Raw genomic sequence first — 24,064 nt, forward strand, 5'->3', positions numbered from 1 at the left:
GCTGGCCCTGAGGAACCTGGCGACGACGATCGTGATCGCGCTACTGATGATCTCGATGTTTTTCGAGGGCTGCTATGGCCTGCTGGACGCGTTGCGGTGCGGGTGGTGATCCCTCTCGCGAGGCGATGGTGATTCGTTTGGCGGCGATGCGTTCGAAGACGGCGACGAATCCGACTTTCTCGGCGACGTCCTCGAAGAGCGCCTCGAACGTCTCCGGACCTTCTTCGCTCCATTCCCAGCCGAAGACGGCGATGTCGCCGTTGGAGACTCGTTGGGCGAGCTGGTCGAAGTCAGGGACCAGGACGGCGGCTAGGACGTCCGCGGGTTCGTCAGGCATGAGCGGGCACCTCGCGGGTGATTCGGATCGCCGGGCGGAACGCTCGCCAGGCAGCACGGCTGAACACGGTGACGATGTAGCCGCTGTTGCGGTTCGCGTTGGGTACCCGGGTGATCCACACGCGGTCTCCGTCCAGTGCTTCGCCGACTTCTCCGCGCAGACCTCTGCGCCCCTCGAAGGATTCCCAGCGCTGGACCGTCGCTACCAACTCAGCCATCGTCGGGCGGATTGCCTTGTACTCCATGAGTTCCTGTCCTTGTAGAGCGGTCCGGCCCCGCCCTGAAGGGGCTAGGGGAAGCTGGGCGGAGTCAGAGTCTGGGTTTCTTGGATGCGTATGTGGTTTGTCCGGGGGCAGTGCACTGAGTGAGCTAGCCGCGCCGGGGCAGACCCGGAGGTCGTTTACGCGCGAACACGCTGATCAGCCCCTGCTTCGAGTCGCCGTGTTCGTCGATATCGACCACGACCTCCGGCGGTGTCTCGTCGGCAGCGGCGTCCACGAGGGCACAGGCGACCACACGCAGCGCCAAGATCACTCGGTCGATCTGCGCCATCTCAGAGCCAGCGGAAGTCTTTGTACCCATCGCCTCGCGGAACAGGTCGACCTCACGACTGCCTCGGAGCATGATCGAGATCGGCAGCTCCAGCTCATTCCGCCCCATCGGGATGATGACGCCGCTGTGCCCGCCAGGGACCACCGTGAGTTCCGGCTGGTCGGTACTGTCGTCTCTGGCGCCGGTCATCGGTTTGGTTCCTGGTATTCCGCCCGCGTCCCCGCGAAGTCGAGTATCTCGCCCGTGAGACCAGCGGCGGCCGTGACTGCGTCGGCCGTCACCGGATCCTTGCCGTCGTGGCAGAAACCGTGCCCACGCAGATGGGCCTCGATGAATGATTCGTCAGGTGCGACGTTGATGTCCTCAGGGCAGGTTCGTGCCGGCTGGCTAAGCATGGCGGAGGTGCCGACTGACGGTTCGTTGCGGATCGTCCACACGCAGGTGAAGCGCAGAGAACGGGCAGGTGCCTGGCGCGCCACAGCATGATTGCGGGTTGAGGTTCCCCCCGGGATCCGGACACCGGGGTTTTATGCCGCGAGGGCGATAGGTTGACGATAGCTGATGCGGGTTTCGTGGGGTGTTCGGTATCCGAGTGTCGAATGTAGACGGTCGTGGTTGTAGTAGCTGAGGTAGGCGAACACTGCCCGGCGGGCGTCGTCGCGGGTGGCCCAGACCTGGGTCCCGATCTCGGTTTTGAGGGTCGCGAAGAACGACTCGGCGACGGCGTTGTCGTAGCACGACCCGACCCGCCCCATCGACGGCCGCATACCCGCCGCCGTGAGTGCGGCGCGGAAGGTCGAGGAGGTGTACTGGGAACCACGATCGGAGTGGAAGATCGCATCAGCACTGGTCAGACCACGTCCCACGGCGAGATCGACCGCATCGCATACCAACTCGGCACGCATGTGCTCAGCCATCGCGTGACCGGCCGCTTCCCGGGTATGCAGGTCCAGCACGGTCGCCAGATACAACCATCCTTCCTGGGTGGGCAGGTAGGTGATGTCGCCGACGAACCGCTCGCCGGGAGCGTCGGCGGTGAAGTCCCGGCTGATCAGGTCTGGTGCCGGTGCGGCGGTCGTGTCCTGCTTGGTCAGGGACCGGCGGCGCCGGCGGGTCAGCCCGACGATCCGGCGCTGGCGCATGATCCGTTCAACGCGTTTGTGGTTGACCACCCGGCCCCGGCGGCGCAGTTCGACGGTGACCCGCGGGCAGCCGTAGCGCCCACGGTGCTCGGTGTGGACCTCGGCGATCTCGGTGGCCAGTTCCTCCTCGGTCGCGGCGTGCGCGGCCCTGACAGGGGCGGCTGCGATCCATTCGTAGAACCCGGGGCGGCGGACACCCAGGACCCGGCACAGCAGTGCGACAGCGAAGCTGGCGCGGTGTTCGGAGATGAACCGGTAGCTGCAGGTCAACGACCCATCTCCTTCGCGAAATAGGCGGCCGCTTTCCGCAGAATCTCCTTCTCCACCTCCAGTTCCGCCACCCGCTTACGCAGTGTCCGCAGCTCGTCCTGATCGGCGCCCGACACAGCGGACGGTTGCCCGGCCTGCTTCTCGGCGGTCTTGACCCAGTTGCGCAGGGTCTCGTGGTTCACGCCCAGGTCGCGGGCGACCTGGCGCAGCGGACGATCAGAGTTGCGGACCAACTCGACTGCGTCCTTGCGGAACTGCTCGGGATACTTCGACGGACGTGGCACCAGGACATCCTTCCCCAGACCACTGTCTGGGCTCAGAGTGTCCGGCCCGAAGGGGGAACCTCAGGTGTCGGCGACGAAGACGCTCACGCGCGCGCCTCCTCGTTCGGAGCCGGACGCGCCTTGGGCGTCAGGTCTGTGTGGAGTCGTGGGAGCGCGTGGCTCCGTGCTGCTGGGCCTGGCGGCGAGCCGACCGCCACCGAAACGGCCAGAAGCTCGGAACCAGATAACGCCGAGAACCACCGCGCAACTCGACCCGGTCGCCGATGCCGATGAGCTCCCCGCAACCGCACCTCCACCGCCGAGCGCGTGGTCGACGCCTTCAACATCAACCGGCATCGCGAACACGCCGCCCTTGGAGCCGTCGCTAACGATGCCGACAGAAACCGAGCCCGGCATAGCCCCTCGAACACCCCACCTGCTGCCATCCCGGCTGCCATCGCCTCATCGGTAACAGCGTGATCACAGGGCATGTAGGCAGCTGTCACCCATGTCAGATGGGCTCGCTGCGCCGACGGTTCGACAGTCGCAAGCCCCGTTGTCGTCGTCATCGTTAGAGCGTCGATCAGGTACCGCATTCCGCAGAGGGCATTCTGGGGGGCATCGGCCGGCATCCCCGGGGCAATCTGAGCTCCATTTGCACTGGTCACCGGGGTACACTCAGCGACGTACGCCAGCGAGGGGAACAGAGTGGCCACACCGAACGCGAGTTTGCGCGCGAAGCGTGAAGCAACACCTTCGCGCGCCAAATCCGGCGAATCCATGACCCGTTCCGAGCTTGCTGACGCGGTGAACGCGTACCTCTGGGAGACGAGACGTCGGCGTTACAGCCTGGACTCTGACGCCATCAAACGATACGAGGGCGGCAAGGTCGGCTGGCCCAACGAGGCATACCGTGAGGCACTGCGGTCGGTGCTGGACGTTAGGACAGACGCGGAATTGGGTTTCCGGCCAACGCCGCGGGGCAGCAACAGTGCCAGCAGCGCGCTTGCACTGCCCGCTGCAACCCCAGACTTGTGCGGTCAGCCGGATCTTGGAGTCAGTCCGACCGAGTTTCTCGCACGCACGTCGGTGGAGACACCGATTCCTCGGCAGATCGGCTGGACTGACGTCGAACATGTCCGCGCGACTACCCGCGCAGTGGCGACGTCGGAGAACCTCTTTGGCGGTGGCCTGTCCTGCGAGGCTGCTATCGCTCAATTACGCTGGGCCGTCCGATTGATCGAGGCGCGGGCTGATAATGATGTACGTATGGCAATGTTTGAGGCGGTAGGAAATCTTAGTGGTGTCGTGGCATATTCTGCCTTCGATATTGCTAACTACGGGGCGGCCGACCGTTGTTTCAAATTCGCGCTGTGGTGTTCCGATCAAGCGGGCTCTTGGACGCTGCGTGCAAACACTCTGGCGGAAATGTCGCGAAAGTCTGCATATATCGGCAATCTCGGCGATGCGCTCACGCAGATCGAGTTCGCGCAAGTTCGCTCGGATCGAGTATCGCGGACCGCTTGTGCCATGCTGTGGGCGATTCGAGCGCGACTGCTAGTCCTGACTGATAGGTTGGGCGAGGCGGTTGCCGATGTGGGCCGGGCGGACGCATATTTTGCTGACCGTGACGCTGCGGCTGACCCGCCGTGGCTGTGCTACTACGACGAAGCTGAACATCTAGGAAGTACGGGAAAGGCCTTGATTCCGATTGCTCGAAAAAGAAGCAATATTGAATTGGCCGCACCTCGGTTGGAAACGGCAATTCGATTGCAAGGCTCGAACTATCCGAGATCGCGTACGTTTTCCCGAACTAGGCTCGCGGCGCTGATGATGTCCGTGGGTGACCCGCGCGAAGCAGCCTCCATCGGACAGCAGGCGGTCGCCGATGCCGCTCCACTACGGTCTCGACGGATTATGAAGGAATTGGCCAGCCTCGCGATGGTGGCCGAGCGCTACGCTCGGATCGGAGACGTTGCTGAGTTGCGGCACGACATCACCTCCCTGACGCTAGCTGAGAGCTGAGACGATCGTCGGCGTGACAACGAACCTAACGACCGCGGACGGCGTGCTCTCGACTGCCGCTCGGATCGCTGGCCTTGATAGCAGAGGGGCCGAATTGATCCGCGACGGCTCCAACGTGATGTACCGGCTTGCCGGCGACGTGGTTGCACGTATCGGTCGACCGGGTTCGGAGGTCGCCGCCCACCGCGAGGTGCTGGTGTCCGAGTGGCTCACCAGCGCTGGACTGCCAGTCGTGCAAGCGTTGGCTGATGTGCAGCAGCCTGTCGTGGTGAGTGGCCGGCCGGTCACCTGGTGGGCATTGCTGCCGGCGCACCGGCCGGCTACACCCGCCGAGCTCGGCTCGGTCTTGCGTTCCTTCCATGCACTGTCGACGCCGGAGATTTCGGGACTTCCCACTCATGACCCATTCGCCAACCTTGATCAGCGCATCACCGAGGCATCCGAAATCGACCACGACGACCGCACCTGGCTCCGGCGCCACCTCACTCAACTGCGATTGCGCTATCGACAGCTCGGGCTCGATGGGCCACGGAAAATTATCCACGGCGACGCGTGGCAGGGCAACGTGGCTGTGCCCGACTCCGGCCCGCCGATCTTGCTTGACCTGGAGATGGTCTCCATCGGCCATATTGAATGGGACTTAATCCAAATAGCAGTTGACTACACTGACTTCGCTCGACTGGAAGTCGGGGAGTATCGTTCGTTCGTGTCCGAATACGGCGGTTACGACCTGACTTCCGTATCCGGCTACCGCACGTTCGCAGACATACAAGAGCTTCGCTGGGTCTGTTTCGCGCTTAGCAAGGCTGGCGTCCGCCGCGATGCCGCCACCCAAGTACGGCACCGAATTGCGTGTATACGCGGCGACCTGCCTCGCCCGTGGACTTGGGATGCGATTTAGACTGAGTCATGGAGTTCTTTGAATGCGCGGTCGGAACGCGACGCGCTGAAGACCTCGGTGGATCTGGCATTGCCGGACGAGGATGAAATGACACGCTTCTGTTCTGCCTAAAGTAATCTGCGGGATTGCGCCGCGATTCGATCCAAGGAGGTGCGTACTCAGTCGTCGACCATCTCCGGGTCACTGTCGGCCTTCATCGGCGGCATCGTGATCGACAACTCGTTGGTCGAGTACGCGCACTCTGCCTCGGGCGGATGAGTCAGGGCTTCTCGTCAAGCTGGCGAGCCGGCACTTCTCGCTCCGTTCGGCCGGACAGGTAGGGCTTGGCGGTGTCTGCTCGGTCTGTGAGCCGTTGCGTACTACGTCCCGGCCAGTGGTGAACGTTCGGCTGTTCAGGGTCATGTCGCTCTTTTGCTGCGGCAGGTGAATGTCCGAGCCGAGCCTCCTTGCCTGTTGCGATCGCTTCGTCTGCCGTGCTCTTGTGATCAGCTGGTCGGGGCGAGCTGGCCGCGGAGGCGCTGCAGCGCGGTTCGGCCGGTGTGGGCGACGGCAGCGAGGCCGCCGCGGTTGGCGGCGCGGATCGCGCGTTGGAGTTGGTGGGGTAGTCGTCGTTGTTCGGCGATGGTGATGGCGGCCAGGAGGGATTCCTGGGCTCCGTCCTTGTCTCGGCTGGCGGTGAGGATTTCGCCGGTGGTGACGCGTTCAATGACTTGCCATTGTGGGGCGGCGGGCTCGCCGGCGCTATCGGTGGTCAGCACGTGTAGCGCCTGGGTGGGTTGGCCGAGGGCCAGCAGGCCGCGGGCGTGGATTTCGCGCAGGGTAAAGGGGTTGACCAGCATTCCGTGTTCTGCGCCGGTGTCCAGTAGGCGGCGGCACTGGTTGATCGCCGTGATGAATTGGTCGGGTAGCCCGGCTTCGCTGGCGGCGCGCGCTGCCAACGCCAGCGCGGAGCCTTGGCCGGTGGGGTCGGTCGAGATGGCCAGGGCGTGGTCGAGGCGTGTGACTGCGGCCGTGAGGCGGCCGGCTTTGCGGAGTTCGTTGCCGTGCATCCGCAGGGCGTGCGCGAGGAACGGCTGGTCGTTGGTGTGCCGGGCGAGGATGAGGGCTTTGCCGGTCCAGGCCGCGGCTGCGGACAGGCGTTCTTCCGGTAGCACGGTGCCCAGGGACACGCCGAGGGCGAGTCGGGCGGCGGCGAGTAGGAGGAGGGTGTCGCGTTCCAGGCGGCCTTCGGCGGCGCGGGCTTCCAGCCGGGCGACGAGGGGCCACAGCTCGTTGACTGCTTCGACGGCCCGGCCGGATTGGCGGGCGATCTCGGCGAGGCGGATCACGGAGTCGCCGAACTGTACCAGCGCGGCGAAGTCGGCGTCGTCGGGTTCGGTGACGCCGAGAAAGTGTGAGGGCAGGCCTAGCGCTCGGGCGATGTGCCGGCGGACCGCGACGTCGCCGGGGTCGCGGCGGCGGGTTTCGATCATCGCGATGTAGCTCTTGTCGTAGTCCAGGATCGCGGCGAGGGCTTCCTGGGACAGGTCGTTGGCGTGGCGGTAGGCGCGCATGATCGTGGGCAAGTCGCGAGTGGACAGTGCCTTGCCAGCGGCGGGGTTGGACCACATCCACACCGCGGGCGCCAGCCGGGCCGGCGGCGCGGGCAGCGCTGCGGTATTGGCCTGGCAGGTGGGGCACACCGGAGTCGGTGCGAAGCGGCCGAGGGGCGTTCCACAGCGTGTGCACCCGGTGGCCATCGCGTTCGCCTATCGGGTGGTGTGGAGGGTGCGGAGCCGGTCGAACCAGGTGGCGATGGAGCGCTTGTAGCCCTCAGGCATCGGCAGTGCGGCGATCTCGTGTTCGGCGAACTCGGCGATGCGGTTGTGCTCGTGGCTGATGACCGGTTCGGCGGTCGAGCTGCTTGTGCAGCCGTAGGTCACGATGAACACGTCCTTGTCCGCGACGGTGATGTGGTACATCCAGGAGTCCAGGATCTCGGCGACCGTCACCGGCAGGCCGGTTTCCTCGGCGATCTCGCGGGCCACGGTCTGTTCCGGGGTCTCGTTGTCCTCGATCCGGCCGCCGGGCAGCTCCCACTCCTCGCGTTCGTTGCGCACCAGCAGGACCCGGCCGTCGCGGACCAGCACGCCCTTGATCGACACCGGGTACGCGGGCTTCGCCATGGTCGAACCCTCCGCCGAGGCTGGGGAATGCTGTCGCCGCACGGTAGCAGTCCGTGCCGCGGCGGCCCGGCCGTGCGAGGTTGACAATCCGTCAGTGGACAGCGACCGCGTGCACCGGGTGTGCTCACAGGACCGAACGGGTCCGTGATGAACAGGAGGGCAGCGGAATGCTCGACAGTGCCGGCACCGCAGACGTTCTGGCCGCGTGCCGGCTCGACGTGGCGGCCTCTGATGACGTCGGTGAGCTGGCCGCGTGCCTTGCCGCCCACGGCGTGGCGCGCTTCGACGGGGTGCCCGACGAGCGGACGCTGCTGGAGCTGGCCGGCCGGCTCGGCGCGGTCGTGGCGCACCGCGACAGCGGTCAGGACGGGATGACCGTGATCAGCAACCGGGCTGCCGGCGCGGCGGGTCCCGTCCGGGCAGGGTTCACCGACCGTCCGCTGCTGCCCCACACCGACGGCTCCGACCGGCACCGTCCTCCTCATCTGATGATGCTGGTGTGCGAGCGGCCCGGGCGCGGCGGGCAGTGTGTGGTGGTCGACGGCCAGGCGGTACACGCCGACCTCGCGGCCACCGCGCCGGACGCGCTGGCCGACCTGTCAGCCCCGCGCAGCGCCTACTTCGGCGGCGCCGCGGGATTGGTCGGGCAGGTGTTCGAGCCATACCCGGACGGCCACATCAGCCTGAGGCTGCGGCTGGACAAGCTGGCCCGGTTCTCCCCGCGCGCCCAGCGCGCACTGCCGGTCCTGCGCGCGGCCATCGATCGGCACCTGGTGACATTTCCGCTCGACGCGGGTGCCGGGTATGTGGTGAACAACCGGCGATGGCTGCACGGCCGCCGGTCGTTCACCGGCGACCGCGTGATGTGCCGAGTACACGTCGAACCCCGGCCCGGCTGGCGCATCCCCGCCGGATTCCCGGCGCGCACCGCCGCCTAGACCGTGGTGTCCCTGCCGTGACCCCGACCGGCAGGGACACCACAACCAGCCCCGTTGAGGGGGCACCCGGCACGAGCCACGACCCAGTCCAGCAGCCGGGCCATGACTGCGGAGGCCAAGGGGGAGGCGGCACCGGCCGAGACCTCCTTGGGCAACGCGGACGCCGGCGACCACGTGGCGTGGCCCGGCGCAACGAAGAAACACCATCGCTACCAGCAGGAGGATCGCTATGAAGACCAGCACGAAGGAACTGATCGCGGAGTACGGCACCGTCGATCTCGCCCTGGACGTCCGCATCGTCACCGCCGGGCCTCCCGCGGCAGCGCTTCTGGGCAGCACCGACGACGGCTGTGACACCAAGAAAGACGGCGACTGCTGATGTGATCGCCGGGGGTGTCCGCGGCACGAGTTCGTGCTAAGGGCACCCCTTCGGCGCATAGGTCTCATCACGACGGACAGGGCTGGCGGGAGGAACGACAGTGAAGCGGGATGAGCTGGCGCCGTACTACCGGCAGGTGGGGTCGCCGATGGTGCGGGCGAGCGTGCTTACCGGCGAGACGATCGTGCCGCCCTGGCCCGTGCCGGAGGAGGACGCCGCCGGCGAGCGGTGGGTCGGATGGCTCGCCGCGGCCTGGGCGGAACGGCCGGTGGCCGAGGCGGTCTCGATCGCCAGTCCGGTGCTCGCTGCGCGGATCGAGGCCGTGCTCACCGGAGGGACAGCCGAGGCGGGGCAGGTGCGGCGTATGGCGTTGGCACTGGCGCGTTATAGGGTGCGGCTGCGCGGCCGGGCCACCCCGTTCGGGGTCTGCGCCGGGGTGAGCAGCGCCCGCTTCGGCCCGCACCTGTCCGCCCGATGGACGGAGGGCCACCAGGCCCGCACCCGGCCGGACGCGGTCTGGCTCTCCCGGGTGATCGCCCGGCTCGAAGCGTCTTCCGGTCTGCGGCGGCGGCTAACCGTCGTGATCAACGACCAGACGGTGGTACGCGGTGAACGCCTCGTCATGACCTGGGCACCGCATGCCGGAGCCGGCGGGGCGCAGGCCGAGGTGTCGGTGCGGCTGAACCCCGTCGTGCGGACGGTGATGCAGCGGGCGCGCTCGCCGCTGCGGGTCGGCGATCTGATCGTCCAGCTCGCCGCTGAGCACCCGGGCGCCCCGGCCGCGGGGCTGGAGGCGATGGTCGGCGAGCTGGTAGTCCGGGGGATTCTGATCAGCAGCCTGCGGCCCCCGTCGACCATCACCGACGTTCTCGCCCATCTCCTGGACCAGCTGACTGCCGCGGACGCGATGGATCTGCCGGAAACAGGGCCGTTGGTCAGGGAGCTGCAGGCGATCCACCGGCAGCTGCAGGACGCCGACCGCGCCACGTCCTGGGTCGAAGGCCGGGCACGGCGCGCCGCCGCCGAGCGGATGCGCGCGCTCGCCGGCGATATCGCTCAGCCCGTGGCGGTGGATCTGCGACTGGGCTGCAGTCTGGTGCTGCCGACGGCTGTGGCGGGTGAAGCCGCTCGCGCCGCCGAGGCACTGATCCGGCTGAGCCCGGCACCCGCGGGCACCACGTCGTGGCGCGAGTACCACAGCCGGTTCCTGGGCCAGTACGGCCCAGGAACACCAGTCGCGGTCGACCAGCTCGTGGACCCCACCGACGGAGTCGGCTTTCCCGCGCACTTCGCACCGGCTGCTCCCGCAGTCCGGGAGGTCCCGTCGCGCGACGGGGTACTGCTCGCCCTGGCCCAGCAGGCCGCGCTGGAACACGTCACCGAGGTCGTGCTCGACGAGCGAGGACTCGACCAGCTGGCCGGCGGACAGGGGACGCGGCCGGTGTCGCCTGCGGACCTGTGGGTCGATGTCCGCGCCGCCACGCCGGTCGCGCTCGACAAGGGCGACTTCACGTTGGGCGTGTGCGGGTTCGGCCGCCGGGCCGCTCACCTCGGCCGCTTCCTCGACCTGCTCGACCAGCCCGACCGGCAACAGATCACCAACCTGCCCACCAGCGTGCGCGGAGCTGTCGCCGCCCAGCTGTCGTTCCCGCCCCAGCAGGTGCGGCAGGAGAACGTCCAACGTGTCCCGTCCGTCCTGCCGGACACGATCACCCTGGCCGAATACGGCGACCCATCCCCACACCGGATCCCGGTGGCCGACCTCGCGGTCATCGCCGCCCAGCACCGGCTGTACGTGGTGTCGCTGTCGAGGCGGCGGGTGGTGGAGCCGGTGCTCCTGCATGCCGGGGCCTGGCACACGATGCCGCCGCTGGCCCGGCTGCTGCTCGAGATCCCCCGCTCCGCCCACGCCGCGGTCACCTCGTTCGACTGGGGCGCCGCCGCGATCCTGCCGTTCGTGCCCCGGCTGCGGTACGGCCGCACCATCCTCGCCCCCGCCCGGTGGCGTGTCGACCCGGCCGACCTGCCCGGCTCGACGGCATCGACCCGTGACTGGAACACGGCTCTGCAGGCGCTTCGCGCGCGTCGCCGGTTGCCCGAGGGCATCGAGGTGGGGACCGGTGATCGGCAGCTGCGGCTGAATCTGGGCCAGGCAATGGATCGGGCTCTGCTGCGCGCCCACCTGACCGCGGCCGACGGCCCGCTCACCGTCGCGGAAGCGCCCGCCGCCGCCGACTACGGCTGGTTCGCCGGCCGGGCCCACGAGATCGTCGTCCCGCTGACCGCGACCGGCCCGCCCGACCCGCCGCCGGCGTTCCTGCGCGGACGGGCACCGCTGGTCGTGAGCGAGCCCGACAACCTGGTGGTGTACGCCAAGCTGTACGGGCACCCCGACCTCGTCGACACGATCCTGACTGAGCACCTGCCGCGGCTGCTGGCCGGTTGGGACAGGCCGCCGCGCTGGTGGTTCGTGCGCTACCGCCACCCCACCCCGCACCTGCGGCTGCGTGTTCACGACCCGGACCACGGCCGCGCCGCCGCCCGGGTGGCCACCTGGGCGGGAAACCTCCGCATGCTCGGTCTCCTCGGCGAGATCAGCTTCGGCACCTACCGTCCCGAGACCGGCCGGTACGGGACCGGTCCAGCCATGACGGCGGCCGAGAACCTGTTCGCCGCCGACTCCGCCGCGATCCTCGCCCAGCTCGCTGCCGTGTCCGCTGGGGGCGGCGTGCATCCGCACGCCCTGACCGCTGCGAGCCTGCTGGATCTGGCCGCCGCGGTGACCGGCAGCGCGAGCGCCGGGACGCGGTGGTTCATCGACCATCCGGAACTCGCCACCGACGCGCCGCCCCTGGACCGCGAGACCCGCCGGCAGACCTTGTGCCTCGCCGATCGGCAGGCCGTGTGCCGCCTGCCCGGCGGCGAGGCGATCGCCGGCGCCTGGGCGGCACGGGCACAGGCCGCCACCCGATATGCCGCCGGCCTCCGCCGTACCGCAACACGCGTGACACCCGCCTCGGCGCTCACCTCGCTGCTGCACCTGCACCACAACCGTGCCCTCGGCATCGACGCGGAAACCGAAGCGGTCACGCACAAGCTGGCCCGGGCCGTCGCTCTGGCCCACGCCGCCCGCCAGCAGACCGAGAAGGGGGACGCCGCATGATCACGCTGGACACCGGCCGGCGAGCTGCCGCCGCAGCGGCGGCCGACCGGCTCTCCGCAGCCCTGATCACGCCCCCGGCGGTGGACTACGGCGACGACTACAGCCCGCGCAGCCCCCGCTGGCACGATCAATCGCTCTCCAAAGGAGCCGCGGGCGTCGCGATCCTGCACGGCCTGCGCGCCCAGCACGGCCTGGCCGACCCGGCACCGGTGCACGCGTGGCTGGCCAGCGCCGCCCGCGACGACCTGAGCGCCGGCCCGCCCAGTGCCGGGCAGGTCGGCGCCGGACTGTGGTTCGGCGCCCCGGCCGTGGCCTTCGCCCTCCACACCGCCGCCCCTGGCGCCTACCCGCACGACATGGCCGCCCTCGACGCCAGCGTTGCCCAGCTCGTCGAGACCCGTCTCGCCGCGGCCCACGACCGCATCGACGCCGGGCAGCGTCCCTCGCAGTACGAGTTCGACCTCACCCGCGGCCTGACCGGTCTCGGCGCCTACCTCCTGCACCGGGACCCCGGCGGCCATCTCGTCCGCCGGGTCGTGGCCTACCTGGTGCGGCTGACCGAGCCGGTAGACGCCGACGACGAGGCGGGGCCCGGGGCGCCGGGGTGGTGGACCCGCGACAGCTCGGCCCACGACCGCGATCCCGCCTTCGCCCAGGGGGAGGCCAATTTCGGTGTGGCACACGGCATTCCCGGCCCGCTCGCGTTCCTGGCCCTGGCACTTCGGCACGGCGTGGTCGTCGACGGCCAGGAGGCTGCCCTCGACCGGATCTGCCGGTGGCTGGAGAACTGGCGGCAGCAGGGCCCGGCAGGACCCTGGTGGCCCGAGCGGATCACCGTGCACGAACTCCACGCCCACCGGACCCGGCAGGACCGGCCTTTGCGGCCGTCCTGGTGCTACGGCACCCCCGGCCTCGCCCGCGCCCAGCAGCTCGCCGCCCTCGCCCTGAACGATCCCGTGCGCCAGGCGGCCGCAGAGGACGCCTTCGCACGCTGCCTCTGCGACCCCGCCCAACAGGGCAGCCTCACCGACCCGGCCCTGTGCCACGGCCGCGCCGGGCTCCTCGCAACGACCTGGCACGCCGCCGCCGACGCGAGCACACCCGCTCTGGCCATTCACATCCCGCGCCTGCTCGACCAGCTCCTCGACGACGCCCGCCACACCCCGTCCGAGGCTCTGCCCGGTCTGATCGAGGGCACCGCCGGCATCGCCCTGACCCTGCACACCCTGGCCACCGGAATCAGCCCTGGCTGGAGCGCCTGCCTCCTTCTCACTTGAGCACCACCACAACCCGACGGGAACCCGACGATGAACGACCGCGAACCGGCCACCCTGTGGCGGCAGGTCAACCTGTGGTGCGACAGCTGGCAGGCCGCCGAACGCATGGGCGTCCACCACCTGGCGCCGCTCCTGACCGAAGCCGAAGGAAACGGAGACCTCACCGCGTGGTGGTACATCCGCAAACGCGACATATGGCGACTACGAATCCAGCCCACCGAAACCCGTGACGCCGCAACAGTTCTCACGCAGTTCACGACCACGCTCACCGAACGCGCCGCGATCCGGCGCGCCGAGAGCGCAATCTACGAAGCCGAGACCCGCCGCTTCGGCGGCCCGGCCGCGATGCAGGCCGCCCACCGGCTGTTCCACACCGACAGCCGCCATATCCTGGCTCACCTCGCTCGCGGCGGCGACGATCACCGGAGCGAGATCGGCGTGCGGCTGGCCACCCGGATGATGCTCGCCGCCGGCCAAGACTTCTACGAACAAGGCGACGTCTGGGCCCAGGTCGCCGAGCAGCGAGCCGATGACGGAAGCGCGCCGTCCCCGGCCACGCTCGCCGCGGTGCAGACGCTCATCACGGCCCAGGCCGACACCGACGACAGCCCCCTCACCCAGGCACCTGGCTGGGCGACGGCGTTCGAAGACGCCGGGCGCACCCTCGCCGAGCTGGCCCAGCATGGACAGCTCGCACGAGGGCTACGGGCCGTCCTCGCCGACCAGCTGCTGTTCGCCTTCAACCGGCTCGGGATCCCCGCAGCCCACCAGAAAACCCTCGCCACTGCCGCCAGCCGCGTGATCTTCCACCGGGAACCCACACCCGAAAGAACCCCGCGAGGCAACGAAACCGCGCCCGTTGATTCCCCTACAGTCAGGACCGTGACCATGAACACCGTCGACACCGCCGCGCTCGAACTGCAGGAGCAGGAGCTGCGGGAGGCCCTCGTCGCCAAGATCGATCACCTCGGCATTTTCCGCACCACAGCAGTGAAAGATGTTTTCCGGCAGCTGCGCCGGTCCCTTTTTCTGCCCGGCGTCGACCTGGCCACGGCGTACGGGTACAAGGCCGTGGTGACCAAACGTGCGGACGACGGCACCGCCCTATCCTCCGCCTCCAGCCCCGGCATCGTGGCCACGCAACTCGAACAACTCGACGCCCGCCCCGGCAACCGTGTCCTGGAGATCGGCGCGGCCACCGGTCTCAACGCCGGATACCTGGAACTCCTGGCCCGTCCGACCGGCTCGGTGGTCACCATCGAATTCGACGACGACCTCGCCGACGGCGCCCGCACCAACCTCGCCGCAGCCGGCTTCAACCGCGTCACCGTGCTCTGCCGGGACGGCGCCCTCGGCGACCCCGACAACGCCCCGTTCGACAGGATCATCGTCACCGCTGGCGCCTGGGACATCCCGGCCGCCTGGTGGCACCAGCTCGCCCCCGCCGGACGGCTCGTCGTCCCGATCCGCCTGCACGGCAGCGGCCTCACCCGCTCCATCGCCCTCGTCCGCACCGCGGAAAACCGCATGGTCAGCACCGACGCCGAGGTATGCGGCTTCGTGCCCATGCGCGGCGCCACCGAAGAAGAAGAGATCCACGTCCGCCTCACCGACGACGTCATCCTCAAGATCGACCCCGCCGACCACGCCGACCACACCGCGCTCGCGAACGCCCTCAACCACCCCGCACACCACCACTGGACCGGCCTCCACGTCCGCCACGACGAACCCGCCGCCCACCTCGACCTCTGGCTCGCCACCATCCAAAAAGACCTCAACTTCGGCAAACTGGCCGTCGGCGCCGCGGCCCGCGACCTCGGCCTCGCCGACCCCGCCCTGCGCTGGGCCGGAGCCACCCTCTACAACGGCGGCACCATCGCCTACCTCACCACCTGCCCCATCGACGACGACACCAACGAGCTGGGCATCACCGCCCACGGACCGGACGCCGGCAAAGTCAGCACCCAGCTGAACGACCTGCTGCACCACTGGGACCAGCACCGGCCCGCGCAGCCCACCATCACCGCCTACCCCTCCTCCACCAGCGACGACCAACTTCAAGCAGGCGCCCACATCACCCGCCCAAACACTTGGCTGACCATCGCCTGGTAGGCCAGTCGCAGCCGCACCACCGCTGGATTCTTGTGTACCCGGCGAACCTTCTCGCCAAAGCCCGCGCAGTTGTTCGGATAGACACGAGCATCTCGACCATGCCCGCGCCCATGCGCGGGTATGGAACCACCCGGCGGCCCCAGCTGGAGAAGTCGCGGCTGCCGTTCAGCCAGACGCTCAGAGTGACGAGTTGGGGGCGCGGCGCGACTGGATGCCGAGTTTGCGCAGAACATTTCTCATGCCTCGTAGGAGACCGGCCGCCGCGGTCGGCGGCCGGTCAACACCTACTGGTCGACGGCTGGCGTGTCGGCGAGGTGGGGCAGGAGCGTCTCGAACCCACCTGGCGATGACCGCGGGATTAGGGACTGTGGTGCATGCCGGCCGCTAACCGTCCACGCCGCGATCATGCGCTAGCTTGCGGTCGCCCCACCAATCGGTTTTTCGCCGGTTGCGCCGGTCACGGGCTCCTGATCTGCGTTGATGGTTCACAGCATGTCGCCGACCCGTACTCGTCGCGCCGATTCATGCGCGCGTTCTGTTGCCGCGCTGGCTCCGTATCGCCTGGCCATCTGTGCGGTTGACCAACCGTTGAGCAGCATGAGGTCGCCCTCGCTGCCGCCGGCCTTCATAAAATGGTGTGATGAGAAGTGCCTGCCGAGGTGGGCGTGCAGATTTCTGCCGAGCTCTTCGGCCGAGCCGGCTGCAGGACCGTCGCAAGGGGGCGGTCTACCGGGTCCGGGCGGCGCGGGTCGTGGTGTGCGCGGACGGGCTGCGCACACCGCAGGTGCTGTTCGCCTCCGGCATCCGCCCGCGCGCGCTCGGCCACTACCTCAACGAGCACTTCCAGATGACCGCGTTTCTGGTGCTCGACGACGAGTTCGATCCGGCCGGGTACCCTCCGGGCGAGTTCGCCACTGTCCGCATCCCGTTCTCCGACGCCCGGCCGATGTAGGGCGGGGTCGTGGCGCTGGCCGGTTCCCCTTACCAGCTCGCCGTCGGCGACGACCTGCCGACCTCCCGGCTCGGCGTCTCCGTCTGGTACGCGGCGAAGGATATCCAGTTCGGCGACGCGGTCGAGTTCAGCGACACCGAGACCGACTTCTACGGGATGCCGAAGATGACCATCCGCTACTCGCACACTGCGAAAGACCTCGCGACCATCGAGTCGATGCGCGCGAATTCCATCCGCAGTGCTTCCCGGATCGGCACGCTCGCGGAGGAACCCACCCTCGCCGCGGGCGGTTCTTCTCTGCATTACCAGGGCACTGTTCGCATGGGCGCCGACGACGACGGCGAGTCGGTCTGCGACCCGTACCTGCGGGTCTGGGCGGTCGACCACCTCTACGTCGGCGGCAACGGCGTCATCCCCACCGCCACCGCCGCGAACCCAACCCTCACGATGGTCGCCCTGGCCTGGCGCGCGGCGAACCAGCTCGTCCGGGAACTCTGCGGCGCGGAGGGTTGACACTGACCTAGACATGGATCGGCAGCTGCGCCAGCACCACCCCTGCCGCGCTGTGCATGGTGACCACGCTCTTGCCGCGCTCCTCGAGCGGGCCTCGTTGAGGTTGATGCCGGGCAGCGCAAAGGTTCCGTTGCCGACGGTCGCGACGACGTAGGGGGACTGCGGGCGCGAGATGCTCACCGACTTGACCTCGGCGGACTTCACCAACCCGGTCACCGCCACGGTGGAGCCGTCGAGGTTCGGCTCGAAGTAGTAGAACACCGCGGTGGTGAACAGATACGGGCCGATCTGGAGGCCCACCTGCGCAACTTGGCGACTTGTGTGTTCAGGCCGGACAGGACGCTCTGCTATCCCTCGTAACCAGCGCCTGCGACGAGCTTGACTGGCGTCAGGCCTGGCGGGCTCACCGGAAGGTCAGCCTGCTCGCAAAGGCGTTGCTCTCGGCCTCCTGGGATACCTGCGTGCCGGAGCTGATCCTGGTCGCGCCGGAGTCACTGGACAAGATTCTGGCTGAGCTGGAGACCGTCCAGCGGAGTACATCGAACCACCTCTGGAGTCTTCACTCGGACGAGCCAACGTTCATCGGTCGGCACCTTGCCAACGAATGAGGCACGCGGATCGATCCTCGGCGTGCTCGCGAGCAAACCGGTACACTAAAACGCATGATCTCCCGCAATAGGGGAGATATCCCACGCGTGGGGGTTCAAGTCCCCCCTCGGACACAGTATTACCCCACGGATCGCGAAACGCGATCTTGAAGCTGAGGCGATCGTAGCTCAGTTCGAATCGAGCTACTTCAGCCGCCATCCAGCGCTTTCGCAGACGACGAGTCTTCCCACGACGTCGTTCGCCGGAGGGGACTGAGCCGGGTGTGGGTTGATGCCGATGCACGTTGGACCGCTGCCGGGGCTGTCGCCTCATGACGGCGTGTTCGAGTTCGTTCACCCGTTCGGCGCAGCGGATCGGGTGCAGGTTGTATAACGACTATGCGATAAGGCTGACACGATCAGCTGCGGAATGATGTGGACGAAGTCGAGATGAGCGCTGAGTCCCTGAAGACACTAGGACTCTGCGTGTCGACCGACTGATGGTGTCCACAATGGAAGCTTCTGGCGTAGTCGTCCGGCCCGGGGCCGCCTGAGGATCACGGCGCGGTCGGCACCTTTCTGACCGACTTGTTCGTGACGTGCTGTTACTACAGGTTCTTCTCTGCGATCCGGCGCATCACTCCAGGCCTGATCAAGGCCATGACGTCCGCTCCGCTGGTGCTGCTCGCGCTCGACGAGAAAACTGTGGTCGGCCACGTCATGGCCGCCTTCGCCGAAGACCGAGCGGCGGATATCGGCGTCGTCGCCGAGGCGTGCTGGCGCCAGGTGTCGGCCGACGGCTGGTGGGCGAGTTGTCCAGGGCGTTGACGAAGTCCGGCCCGCCTCAGGTGCGGCTGGGACGTCCTCCGCGACAACAAGCTCGTTCTCGACCGGCTGGGACGCTCCCGGCCGGCCGCCGCTTCGGGTGACGGCAAGACCGTCACCGTCCACGAAACGCGCACTTAGGAGGTTCGAAGCGGGTGTGCTGAACGTCGGTCATGCCGAGTGAGGACCGGACGCCGGCAGTTCAGTGGTGGTTGGTGTGGAACGCCCAAGCATCCGCGACGATGTCGCGCAGATCGGGCTTGCTCGGCTGCCAGCCAAGGTCCTTCTGGGCCTTCTCGCTGCTCGCGACGGTGATCACCGCGTCGCCGTCTCGCCGAGGGGCCAGCACCACCGGGATCGGGTGACCGGTGACCGCGCGAGCCGCTTCCACCACCTGCATGTTGGTGTAACCGTTGCCGTTGCCGAGGTTGTAGATCTCGTGGCGTCCGGGCTCGATCGCCTCCAGGGCCAGGACGTGCGCTGCGGCCAGGTCGGCGACATGGATGTAATCACGTACGCAGGTGCCGTCCGGGGTCGGATAGTCAGTGCCGTACATCTGCAGCTGTTCCCGCTTGCCCGCGGCGACCTGCAACACGATGGGGATAAGGTGACTTTCCGGATCGTGCCGTTCGCCGAGTTCGCCGACGGCCCCTGCCGCGTTGAAGTAGCGCAGGCTCGTCGCGCCGAGGCCGAACGCCGTGGCCTCCGCGGACAGCATCAAGTCGACCATGAGCTTGCTGGCCGCGTAGGGGTTTCGCGGTTCCACCCGGGCGGTCTCGGCGAGCTTTTCGTTGCCGTCGGCTCGGTACATCGAGCCCGTCGACGAGAAGATCATGCGGGGGACCCCGGCCGCCCGGATCGCCTCCAACAGGGCGAGGGAGCCACGCACGTTGACGTCCCAGTAGATGTCCGGCCGGACGACGGATTCCCCGACTTCGATCCGTCCGGCGAAGTGAAGTACTCCGTCGAAGCCAGCTTCGGGAGTCAGCACCCGGGCTGCGTCGTGCACGGATATCTGGTGGAACACCACGCTGTCCGGGACACTCTTCCGGTGACCGGTCGACAGGTCGTCCAGCACCTCGACCTCGTGCCCGGACGCCAGAAGGGCCCGCGTCACCACGCTCCCGATGTAGCCCGCGCCACCCGTGACCAGCAGTTTCACCGTTTGTTCCTCCTCATCGACTGGCTCGTGCAGTCTAGCGATGCGGAACTCCGATTACGCAACCGGCTGCCACTCGGAAATGTGACGTTCCAGATCGCGGGCCACCCGGGGACCGTTGTCGCCGCGGAACACCTGCTCGTGATCGCCGGGCAGCACCATTATCTCGCCGCACAACCGGAAGTGGTTTCCCCAGCCGTAGTCCACTGTGCCGGGACGCTCGGAGCAGCGGTAGAACGTGACGTCCGCGTCCAGCCAACCAGGATGGTAGGCGGCCGCCGCCGCCAGCGTGTAGTCGTACGTCTCCAGCATCCGGTTCATCGAAGGTGCGGAGTAATCGGCGGGTAGCGTGCCCTTGGCCTTTGCCATCGCCATGATGGTGGCCACGCGCGCGGCGGGTTCGACGCCGCGGAGATTTTCTTCGTCCGCTTCGCTGAGCTCCAGTCCGATCCGCAGCTTCCCCAGCCTCATCTGGCCGTCCGCGCCTTCCGCGGCGAAGCCTCTGGGGGGTACGCCGAGCGAAGCATCCGCCAGGGCCACCGTACCCAACGGCAGTTCCGAGGCCAGCAACTGCTTGGCCATTTCGAAGGTGATCTTTCCGCCCAGCGAGTAGCCCAGTAGGTGGTAGGGGCCGTCGGGATTCAGGATGCGTATCTCGGCGACGTACCGGGCGGCCATCTGCTCGATGGTCCGGTCTGGTTCGCGATGGGGTTCCAGACCGTAGAACTGCATCCCGTAGAGCCGCCGCGCTCCCGGGTACGCATTAGCGAGCGAGATGTACTTGAACACTGTGCCCGGCATGGGGTGCATGCAGAACAGCGGTGGGACGTCCGGATCGCCGTCCTTGAGCAGCACCGTGCACGGGGTGACACCGTCGAGGGTCCGCCCGCGGATGATCTTCGCGTAGTCGTCCACCGCGGGGTGCTCAACCAGGAGGTCCACCGGCAGGTCGGTTCCGAAGTGGACGTTGATCCGCTCGGTCAGCTTGACGGCTTTGTCCTTGGTTCCCCCTCGGGCGAAGTAATCGTCGTACAGCCCCATCAGTCCGCTGCCGGCGGAACCGGTGAACAGAGCGCATAAGGTGATCTCGATGGCGTCACGGCCGGTCGTCCGGCGCGGCGTACCTGACTGGGTCATGGTCATCCTCTCGATGCGGGCATCAGACGAAAACTCGATTGCCGAGCAGGGGACGCAACCCGGCCCACCACCAGTGGTCTTCGGTGAACGCCGACCACGGGTGACAGTGATAGCTGCCGGCTACCGCCCGCTCGACATTCCGCAGGGTGATCAGCCGCTCCACCAGCGGCTCGTCGTGCCCGTGGCGCAGTTCGGCGACGGCGTCGCGAATGGCGTTCCATTCCGGGAGACAGCCCGCCCGTGAAGCTGTCAACCGCCACTTGTACGGCGGCGGCCACTGGCCGTTCTGCAAATACGCGATGTGCACCAGCGTGTGCAACGCGGTGTCGAAGCAGTCGTCCGCGGCCATGGGCTCTTGCCGGAGAACGCCCTGTTTGATCGCCGAGTACACCTGTTTCCCGTAGGTCTCCAGCGCATATCCGGCCATCCCGATGGCATCGGTGGTCATCCGGGCACGCGTGCGGTCGATGATCCTCCGGACCGCGCTTCCGGGCACCTCGGCCAGCACCAGGTAGTGGTAGAGCGAATGGATCTTCTCGAGGTAGAGCTCGTCCAAGTTCGGCTCTTGGTTCGCGAAGCGCCAGACCCGGTGCACGGTCATGTGCTTGAGGTCGATGTCGAGCCCACGAGCGAGGTGGCGGTGTTCGAGGAAGTACTCGCGCCGCCGCACCGAGGTCCGGGTGCCGAACGCGGCCGACCATCGTGCGGCGAACACGTCCGGCACACACAGTTTCGACTGCCAGTACACGAAGATGTCGAGGTCGGAAAACGAATCGGTGGCTTCGGCTGCGTAGGCGATGCTGCCGCCGAGGCACACCGCGGACACCTCGGGAAAGGCAGCCAGGACCTGCTGGGCCAGTTCGGTCGCGACCGCGATCGCCGCTTCCTTGTTCATCGCTTTCTCCCGGTCCTGCCGCCTCCGGTGATCCCGAGCACGCGGCGCAGGTGGTCGTTGACGAATCGCCGGTCCGGGTCCACAGCGGCCCGGACCCGCTGGAACAGCTCCCAGCCGGGGTAGCGATCGCGGATGTCCTCAGCGGTGGCGAAATGCCGTTTTCCCCAGTGCGGGCAGCCTCCGTGTGCCCGGCAGGCCGCGTCGAACCGTCGCAGCATCGCGACGTCCCCGGCTTTGTTCGGTGTCGCGAAGTTCAGGTACATCGTCGGTCGATCGGCCGCCAGGCTGAGCGCGGCGTCCTCCGCCGCGGACACCCGCACAGTGAATGGGTATGGCGACCTCGGTTCGTGGCCGACCAGGGCGTCGCGCACCGCGACGAGCACCTCTCGGCTGCCCGCCAGTGGAAAGGCGTATTCGCAGGCGCTGAACCGTGCCGGTTCCCAGACGGTGAACGCGCGCCAGCTGTCGGTCACATAATCCCGGGACGGTATGCTCCCGCCCCACCCTGCCGCGGTGCGGACCTGGGCCGCCGTGCCGGCGAACCGTTTCAAGCCGGCTCGCGGCGACGCCTCGTCCGGCACCTCCGACATGTGTCGCATGTGGACTTGACAGTCGCCCGGCCGGAACGAGAAGTAGGTGTGCTCGGCCTCCTCCGGCCAGTGCGCGAACCGCTCTAGCACCGCGGCGAGTGGTTCCGGCCGTTCGGCCACCCGGAGCCGGAAAGCCGGGCGAACCCGCAGCGTTACCGCACTGAGTATCCCGAACCCGCCGAGTGCAGTGCGGACGCAGCGGAACAGGTCGCCACCCGCGGAGGTCAGGTCCACTACGTCGCCGTCTCCCCGCACGAGCCGGACGGCGGTGACCTCCCCGGCCAGTGGCGGGTGGGTTCGGCCGCTGCCGTGGTTGCCCGTGGAGATGGCGCCGCCGAGGGTCTGCCCGGCCAGGTGCCCGAGGTTGGCGACGGCCAGCCCGGCTCGGTGCAGAGCGGTGTTCATCGCGGCGATTGTGGTGCCGGCCCGGACGGTCACCTCCCCGGCGTCCCGGTCGAGCGAGACGATCCCGCGGTGCCGAGTGAGGTCCAGCCGGACACCGGAGGTACAGGCGATCGCGTTGAACGAGTGCCCCGATCCGGTCACCCGGATCTCGTCGTCCCGGTCCGCCGCGGCCCGCACCGCGGCGATGATGTCGTCCTCGTGGCGGGCCGCCATGGTCAGGCCAGGTGTGCACGATTCGGTGCCTGCCCAGTTCTGCCACTGCCGGATCCGCGAGCCGTTCACGGTCATGAAGCGGCCCCTTCATGGTCTGGCTCGACCGACGTTACCGGGGACAGCGCGTTGCGCTTGCGGCGCAACCACGGCAACTCCAGCCACCGGTAGGAGATGGCGGTGAGACCGAACAAGACGACGAGGAACACCACGATCGACACCGGACCGGGCGCCCCCGCACTGGGGGCACGTCCGCTGCCGCGCCGGCTCAGCAAGGCGATGGAGAGCCCGATCAACGGCACGTGGATGAGGTAGACGCCGTACGAGACCTTGCCGATCCAGGCCAGGGGCGCGCTCCCGAACGCGCGGGCGGCGTGACCGGGTGTGCTCAATGCGTAGGTGATCGCCCCCGCGGCGAGCGCGATCATCGAGTACTGCCAGATCCACCCGGCGCCGGCGCCCAGCATGTTCGGCCAGCCGAGGTCCGTCGGCACCCGATGCGTGCGGGCGAGCCCGGTCAGCACGGCGACGAGCGAGACCACGAGCACCGCACCCAGGGTGACCGCAACGACGACCGCCGGGCGGGGCAGCCTCGCCCTGATCTCCGGCAGGGCCACGCACGCCCCCACTGCGAAGGCGTCGAGGTAGGAGAACGGCAGCAGGTAGACACCCTGGACCGCGCCGGCGCCGGACGTGCCGGCCGCCGTCAGGAGCAGCCAGGCCAGCACCCGCAGCGCCGGGCCCGCCAGCACCAGAGCAGGCATGGTCCGCACCAGCGAACGCCGGGACAGGCCCAGCACCAGGGCGGCCCACACCAGGTAGACCTGCACCTCGAGGCCGAGCGACCAGACGTGGTTGTAGAGCACCAGCCCGTTCGGCGTGTACCCGGGCAGCAGGGGGCGCAGGTTGTAGGTCCAGGTCCAGATGTAGGGCAGGTCGCCGGGCAGTGACCGGCCACCTCCGCCGCAGGCGGCCAACACCGTCAGCCCCGCGCAGAACACCAGGTAGAGCGGAACCAGCCGTAACGCCCGGTTCCGGAAGAAGTCCTTGGCCCTCTGGCCGCGTGGCGCGTCGGCATGCTGCAGCAGGGTGCGGGTGATGAAGTGTCCGCTGAGCACGAAGAACACCGGCACGCCGAGCCAGCCGGGCTGGAACAGGCCGAGGTGGAACAGGATCACGGCGAGCACGGCCACGGCACGCAGGCCGTCGAGTGCCCGGGAGTGCGTGCCGGTCGCCGAAGTCGGGTGCTCGGTGGTCGCCACGACGGC

23 protein-coding genes are annotated in these 24,064 nt (G+C 68.2%); 10 read left to right on the forward strand and 13 right to left on the reverse strand.

Features of this window, described 5'->3' with window-relative positions; translation table 11 throughout:
- Positions 1–40: 40 nt before the first annotated feature.
- The 6 genes from OG371_RS37085 to OG371_RS37110 all read right to left on the reverse strand — a co-directional run bounded on the left by OG371_RS37085 (position 41) and on the right by OG371_RS37110 (position 2,584).
- The gene (locus OG371_RS37085) at positions 41–337 is read right to left on the reverse strand and encodes a hypothetical protein (RefSeq protein WP_329060575.1); all 297 of its coding nucleotides are present in this window, start codon (positions 335–337) and stop codon (positions 41–43) included.
- A complete protein-coding gene (locus tag OG371_RS37090; RefSeq protein WP_329060577.1) occupies positions 330–581 on the reverse strand; it encodes a hypothetical protein in 252 nt (83 codons plus the stop codon). Before OG371_RS37090 ends, OG371_RS37085 begins: the two co-directional genes overlap by 8 nt.
- 124 nt (positions 582–705) lie before the next feature.
- Complete coding sequence (locus tag OG371_RS37095) at positions 706–1,077, reverse strand: hypothetical protein (protein WP_329060579.1); 372 nt, start codon at positions 1,075–1,077, stop codon at positions 706–708.
- Positions 1,074–1,367, reverse strand: a complete 294-nt coding sequence (locus tag OG371_RS37100) for a hypothetical protein (protein WP_329060582.1) — start codon at positions 1,365–1,367, stop codon at positions 1,074–1,076. Before OG371_RS37100 ends, OG371_RS37095 begins: the two co-directional genes overlap by 4 nt.
- Before the next feature lie 48 nt (positions 1,368–1,415).
- Positions 1,416–2,300 (reverse strand): IS3 family transposase, encoded by an 885-nt coding sequence (locus tag OG371_RS37105; protein ID WP_329057889.1) that lies wholly within the window; start codon positions 2,298–2,300, stop codon positions 1,416–1,418.
- Positions 2,297–2,584: a transposase gene (locus OG371_RS37110; protein WP_329057890.1), complete on the reverse strand. Its 288-nt coding sequence runs from the start codon at positions 2,582–2,584 to the stop codon at positions 2,297–2,299. Before OG371_RS37110 ends, OG371_RS37105 begins: the two co-directional genes overlap by 4 nt.
- Before the next feature lie 687 nt (positions 2,585–3,271).
- Between OG371_RS37110 and OG371_RS37115 the strand changes: the two genes are divergently transcribed.
- Together OG371_RS37115 and OG371_RS37120 are read left to right on the forward strand one after the other, a co-directional pair.
- Positions 3,272–4,588, forward strand: a complete 1,317-nt coding sequence (locus tag OG371_RS37115) for an XRE family transcriptional regulator (RefSeq protein WP_329060584.1) — start codon at positions 3,272–3,274, stop codon at positions 4,586–4,588.
- Between the two features lie 13 nt (positions 4,589–4,601).
- On the forward strand, positions 4,602–5,489 hold the full coding sequence (locus OG371_RS37120) for an aminoglycoside phosphotransferase family protein (protein ID WP_329060587.1): 888 nt from the start codon (positions 4,602–4,604) through the stop codon (positions 5,487–5,489).
- Between the two features lie 485 nt (positions 5,490–5,974).
- On the opposite strand, the gene OG371_RS37125 is transcribed toward OG371_RS37120, so the two are convergent.
- Positions 5,975–7,054 carry a helix-turn-helix transcriptional regulator gene (locus OG371_RS37125; RefSeq protein WP_329060589.1) on the reverse strand — a complete coding sequence of 360 codons (1,080 nt, stop codon included), beginning with the start codon at positions 7,052–7,054 and terminating at the stop codon, positions 5,975–5,977.
- A 183-nt stretch (positions 7,055–7,237) separates the two neighbouring features.
- A complete protein-coding gene (locus OG371_RS37130; protein WP_329060591.1) occupies positions 7,238–7,654 on the reverse strand; it encodes an NUDIX hydrolase in 417 nt (138 codons plus the stop codon).
- Positions 7,655–7,821: 167 nt separating this feature from the next.
- On the opposite strand from OG371_RS37130, the gene OG371_RS37135 reads away from it, so the two are divergent.
- From OG371_RS37135 to OG371_RS37170, 8 genes are all read left to right on the forward strand, one after another.
- The gene (locus tag OG371_RS37135; RefSeq protein WP_329060593.1) at positions 7,822–8,592 is read left to right on the forward strand and encodes a TauD/TfdA family dioxygenase; all 771 of its coding nucleotides are present in this window, start codon (positions 7,822–7,824) and stop codon (positions 8,590–8,592) included.
- 229 nt (positions 8,593–8,821) lie between these two features.
- Positions 8,822–8,971 (forward strand): hypothetical protein, encoded by a 150-nt coding sequence (locus OG371_RS37140; protein WP_329060595.1) that lies wholly within the window; start codon positions 8,822–8,824, stop codon positions 8,969–8,971.
- 100 nt (positions 8,972–9,071) lie between these two features.
- The gene (locus tag OG371_RS37145; protein WP_329060597.1) at positions 9,072–12,134 is read left to right on the forward strand and encodes a lantibiotic dehydratase; all 3,063 of its coding nucleotides are present in this window, start codon (positions 9,072–9,074) and stop codon (positions 12,132–12,134) included.
- On the forward strand, positions 12,131–13,411 hold the full coding sequence (locus tag OG371_RS37150; protein ID WP_329060599.1) for a lanthionine synthetase C family protein: 1,281 nt from the start codon (positions 12,131–12,133) through the stop codon (positions 13,409–13,411). Before OG371_RS37145 ends, OG371_RS37150 begins: the two co-directional genes overlap by 4 nt.
- Positions 13,412–13,441: 30 nt before the next feature.
- On the forward strand, positions 13,442–15,523 hold the full coding sequence (gene fxlM / locus OG371_RS37155; protein ID WP_329060601.1) for a methyltransferase, FxLD system: 2,082 nt from the start codon (positions 13,442–13,444) through the stop codon (positions 15,521–15,523).
- A 640-nt stretch (positions 15,524–16,163) separates the two neighbouring features.
- The gene (locus OG371_RS37160; RefSeq protein ID WP_329060603.1) at positions 16,164–16,475 is read left to right on the forward strand and encodes a hypothetical protein; all 312 of its coding nucleotides are present in this window, start codon (positions 16,164–16,166) and stop codon (positions 16,473–16,475) included.
- A 9-nt stretch (positions 16,476–16,484) separates the two neighbouring features.
- On the forward strand, positions 16,485–16,988 hold the full coding sequence (locus tag OG371_RS37165) for a GMC family oxidoreductase (protein ID WP_329060605.1): 504 nt from the start codon (positions 16,485–16,487) through the stop codon (positions 16,986–16,988).
- Positions 16,989–18,235: 1,247 nt separating this feature from the next.
- Positions 18,236–18,403: a hypothetical protein gene (locus OG371_RS37170; RefSeq protein ID WP_329060607.1), complete on the forward strand. Its 168-nt coding sequence runs from the start codon at positions 18,236–18,238 to the stop codon at positions 18,401–18,403.
- 199 nt (positions 18,404–18,602) lie between these two features.
- Here the strand turns inward: OG371_RS37170 and galE are convergent, their stop codons facing one another.
- Genes galE through OG371_RS37195 form a run of 5 tightly spaced genes read right to left on the reverse strand, consistent with a single transcriptional unit; the run spans position 18,603 to position 24,058 of the window.
- The gene (gene galE, locus OG371_RS37175) at positions 18,603–19,562 is read right to left on the reverse strand and encodes a UDP-glucose 4-epimerase GalE (RefSeq protein WP_329060609.1); all 960 of its coding nucleotides are present in this window, start codon (positions 19,560–19,562) and stop codon (positions 18,603–18,605) included.
- A gap of 54 nt (positions 19,563–19,616) precedes the next feature.
- On the reverse strand, positions 19,617–20,702 hold the full coding sequence (locus OG371_RS37180) for a thioesterase domain-containing protein (protein WP_329060611.1): 1,086 nt from the start codon (positions 20,700–20,702) through the stop codon (positions 19,617–19,619).
- 16 nt (positions 20,703–20,718) lie between these two features.
- Positions 20,719–21,591 carry a hypothetical protein gene (locus tag OG371_RS37185; protein WP_329060613.1) on the reverse strand — a complete coding sequence of 291 codons (873 nt, stop codon included), beginning with the start codon at positions 21,589–21,591 and terminating at the stop codon, positions 20,719–20,721.
- Positions 21,588–22,874, reverse strand: a complete 1,287-nt coding sequence (locus OG371_RS37190; protein ID WP_329060615.1) for a D-arabinono-1,4-lactone oxidase — start codon at positions 22,872–22,874, stop codon at positions 21,588–21,590. Before OG371_RS37190 ends, OG371_RS37185 begins: the two co-directional genes overlap by 4 nt.
- Positions 22,871–24,058: an acyltransferase family protein gene (locus OG371_RS37195; protein WP_329060617.1), complete on the reverse strand. Its 1,188-nt coding sequence runs from the start codon at positions 24,056–24,058 to the stop codon at positions 22,871–22,873. The genes OG371_RS37190 and OG371_RS37195 overlap by 4 nt, the downstream gene beginning before the upstream one ends.
- Between the last annotated feature and the right edge of the window lie 6 nt (positions 24,059–24,064).

Origin of the sequence: Amycolatopsis sp. NBC_01480, from assembly GCF_036227205.1 — a bacterium.
Lineage (GTDB): Bacteria > Actinomycetota > Actinomycetes > Mycobacteriales > Pseudonocardiaceae > Amycolatopsis.

Bases quoted from the DNA above. Each gene is read 5' to 3' on its own strand.
- OG371_RS37085 (WP_329060575.1), bottom strand. From the start codon at position 337: ATGCCTGACGAACCCGCGGACGTCCTAGCCGCCGTCCTGGTCCCTGAC.
- OG371_RS37090 (WP_329060577.1), bottom strand. From the start codon at position 581: ATGGAGTACAAGGCAATCCGCCCGACGATGGCTGAGTTGGTAGCGACG.
- OG371_RS37095 (WP_329060579.1), bottom strand. From the start codon at position 1,077: ATGACCGGCGCCAGAGACGACAGTACCGACCAGCCGGAACTCACGGTG.
- OG371_RS37130 (WP_329060591.1), bottom strand. From the start codon at position 7,654: ATGGCGAAGCCCGCGTACCCGGTGTCGATCAAGGGCGTGCTGGTCCGC.
- OG371_RS37135 (WP_329060593.1), top strand. From the start codon at position 7,822: ATGCTCGACAGTGCCGGCACCGCAGACGTTCTGGCCGCGTGCCGGCTC.
- OG371_RS37140 (WP_329060595.1), top strand. From the start codon at position 8,822: ATGAAGACCAGCACGAAGGAACTGATCGCGGAGTACGGCACCGTCGAT.
- OG371_RS37150 (WP_329060599.1), top strand. From the start codon at position 12,131: ATGATCACGCTGGACACCGGCCGGCGAGCTGCCGCCGCAGCGGCGGCC.
- fxlM (WP_329060601.1), top strand. From the start codon at position 13,442: ATGAACGACCGCGAACCGGCCACCCTGTGGCGGCAGGTCAACCTGTGG.
- OG371_RS37160 (WP_329060603.1), top strand. From the start codon at position 16,164: ATGAGAAGTGCCTGCCGAGGTGGGCGTGCAGATTTCTGCCGAGCTCTT.
- OG371_RS37170 (WP_329060607.1), top strand. From the start codon at position 18,236: ATGACGTCCGCTCCGCTGGTGCTGCTCGCGCTCGACGAGAAAACTGTG.
- OG371_RS37180 (WP_329060611.1), bottom strand. From the start codon at position 20,702: ATGACCATGACCCAGTCAGGTACGCCGCGCCGGACGACCGGCCGTGAC.
- OG371_RS37185 (WP_329060613.1), bottom strand. From the start codon at position 21,591: ATGAACAAGGAAGCGGCGATCGCGGTCGCGACCGAACTGGCCCAGCAG.
- OG371_RS37190 (WP_329060615.1), bottom strand. From the start codon at position 22,874: ATGACCGTGAACGGCTCGCGGATCCGGCAGTGGCAGAACTGGGCAGGC.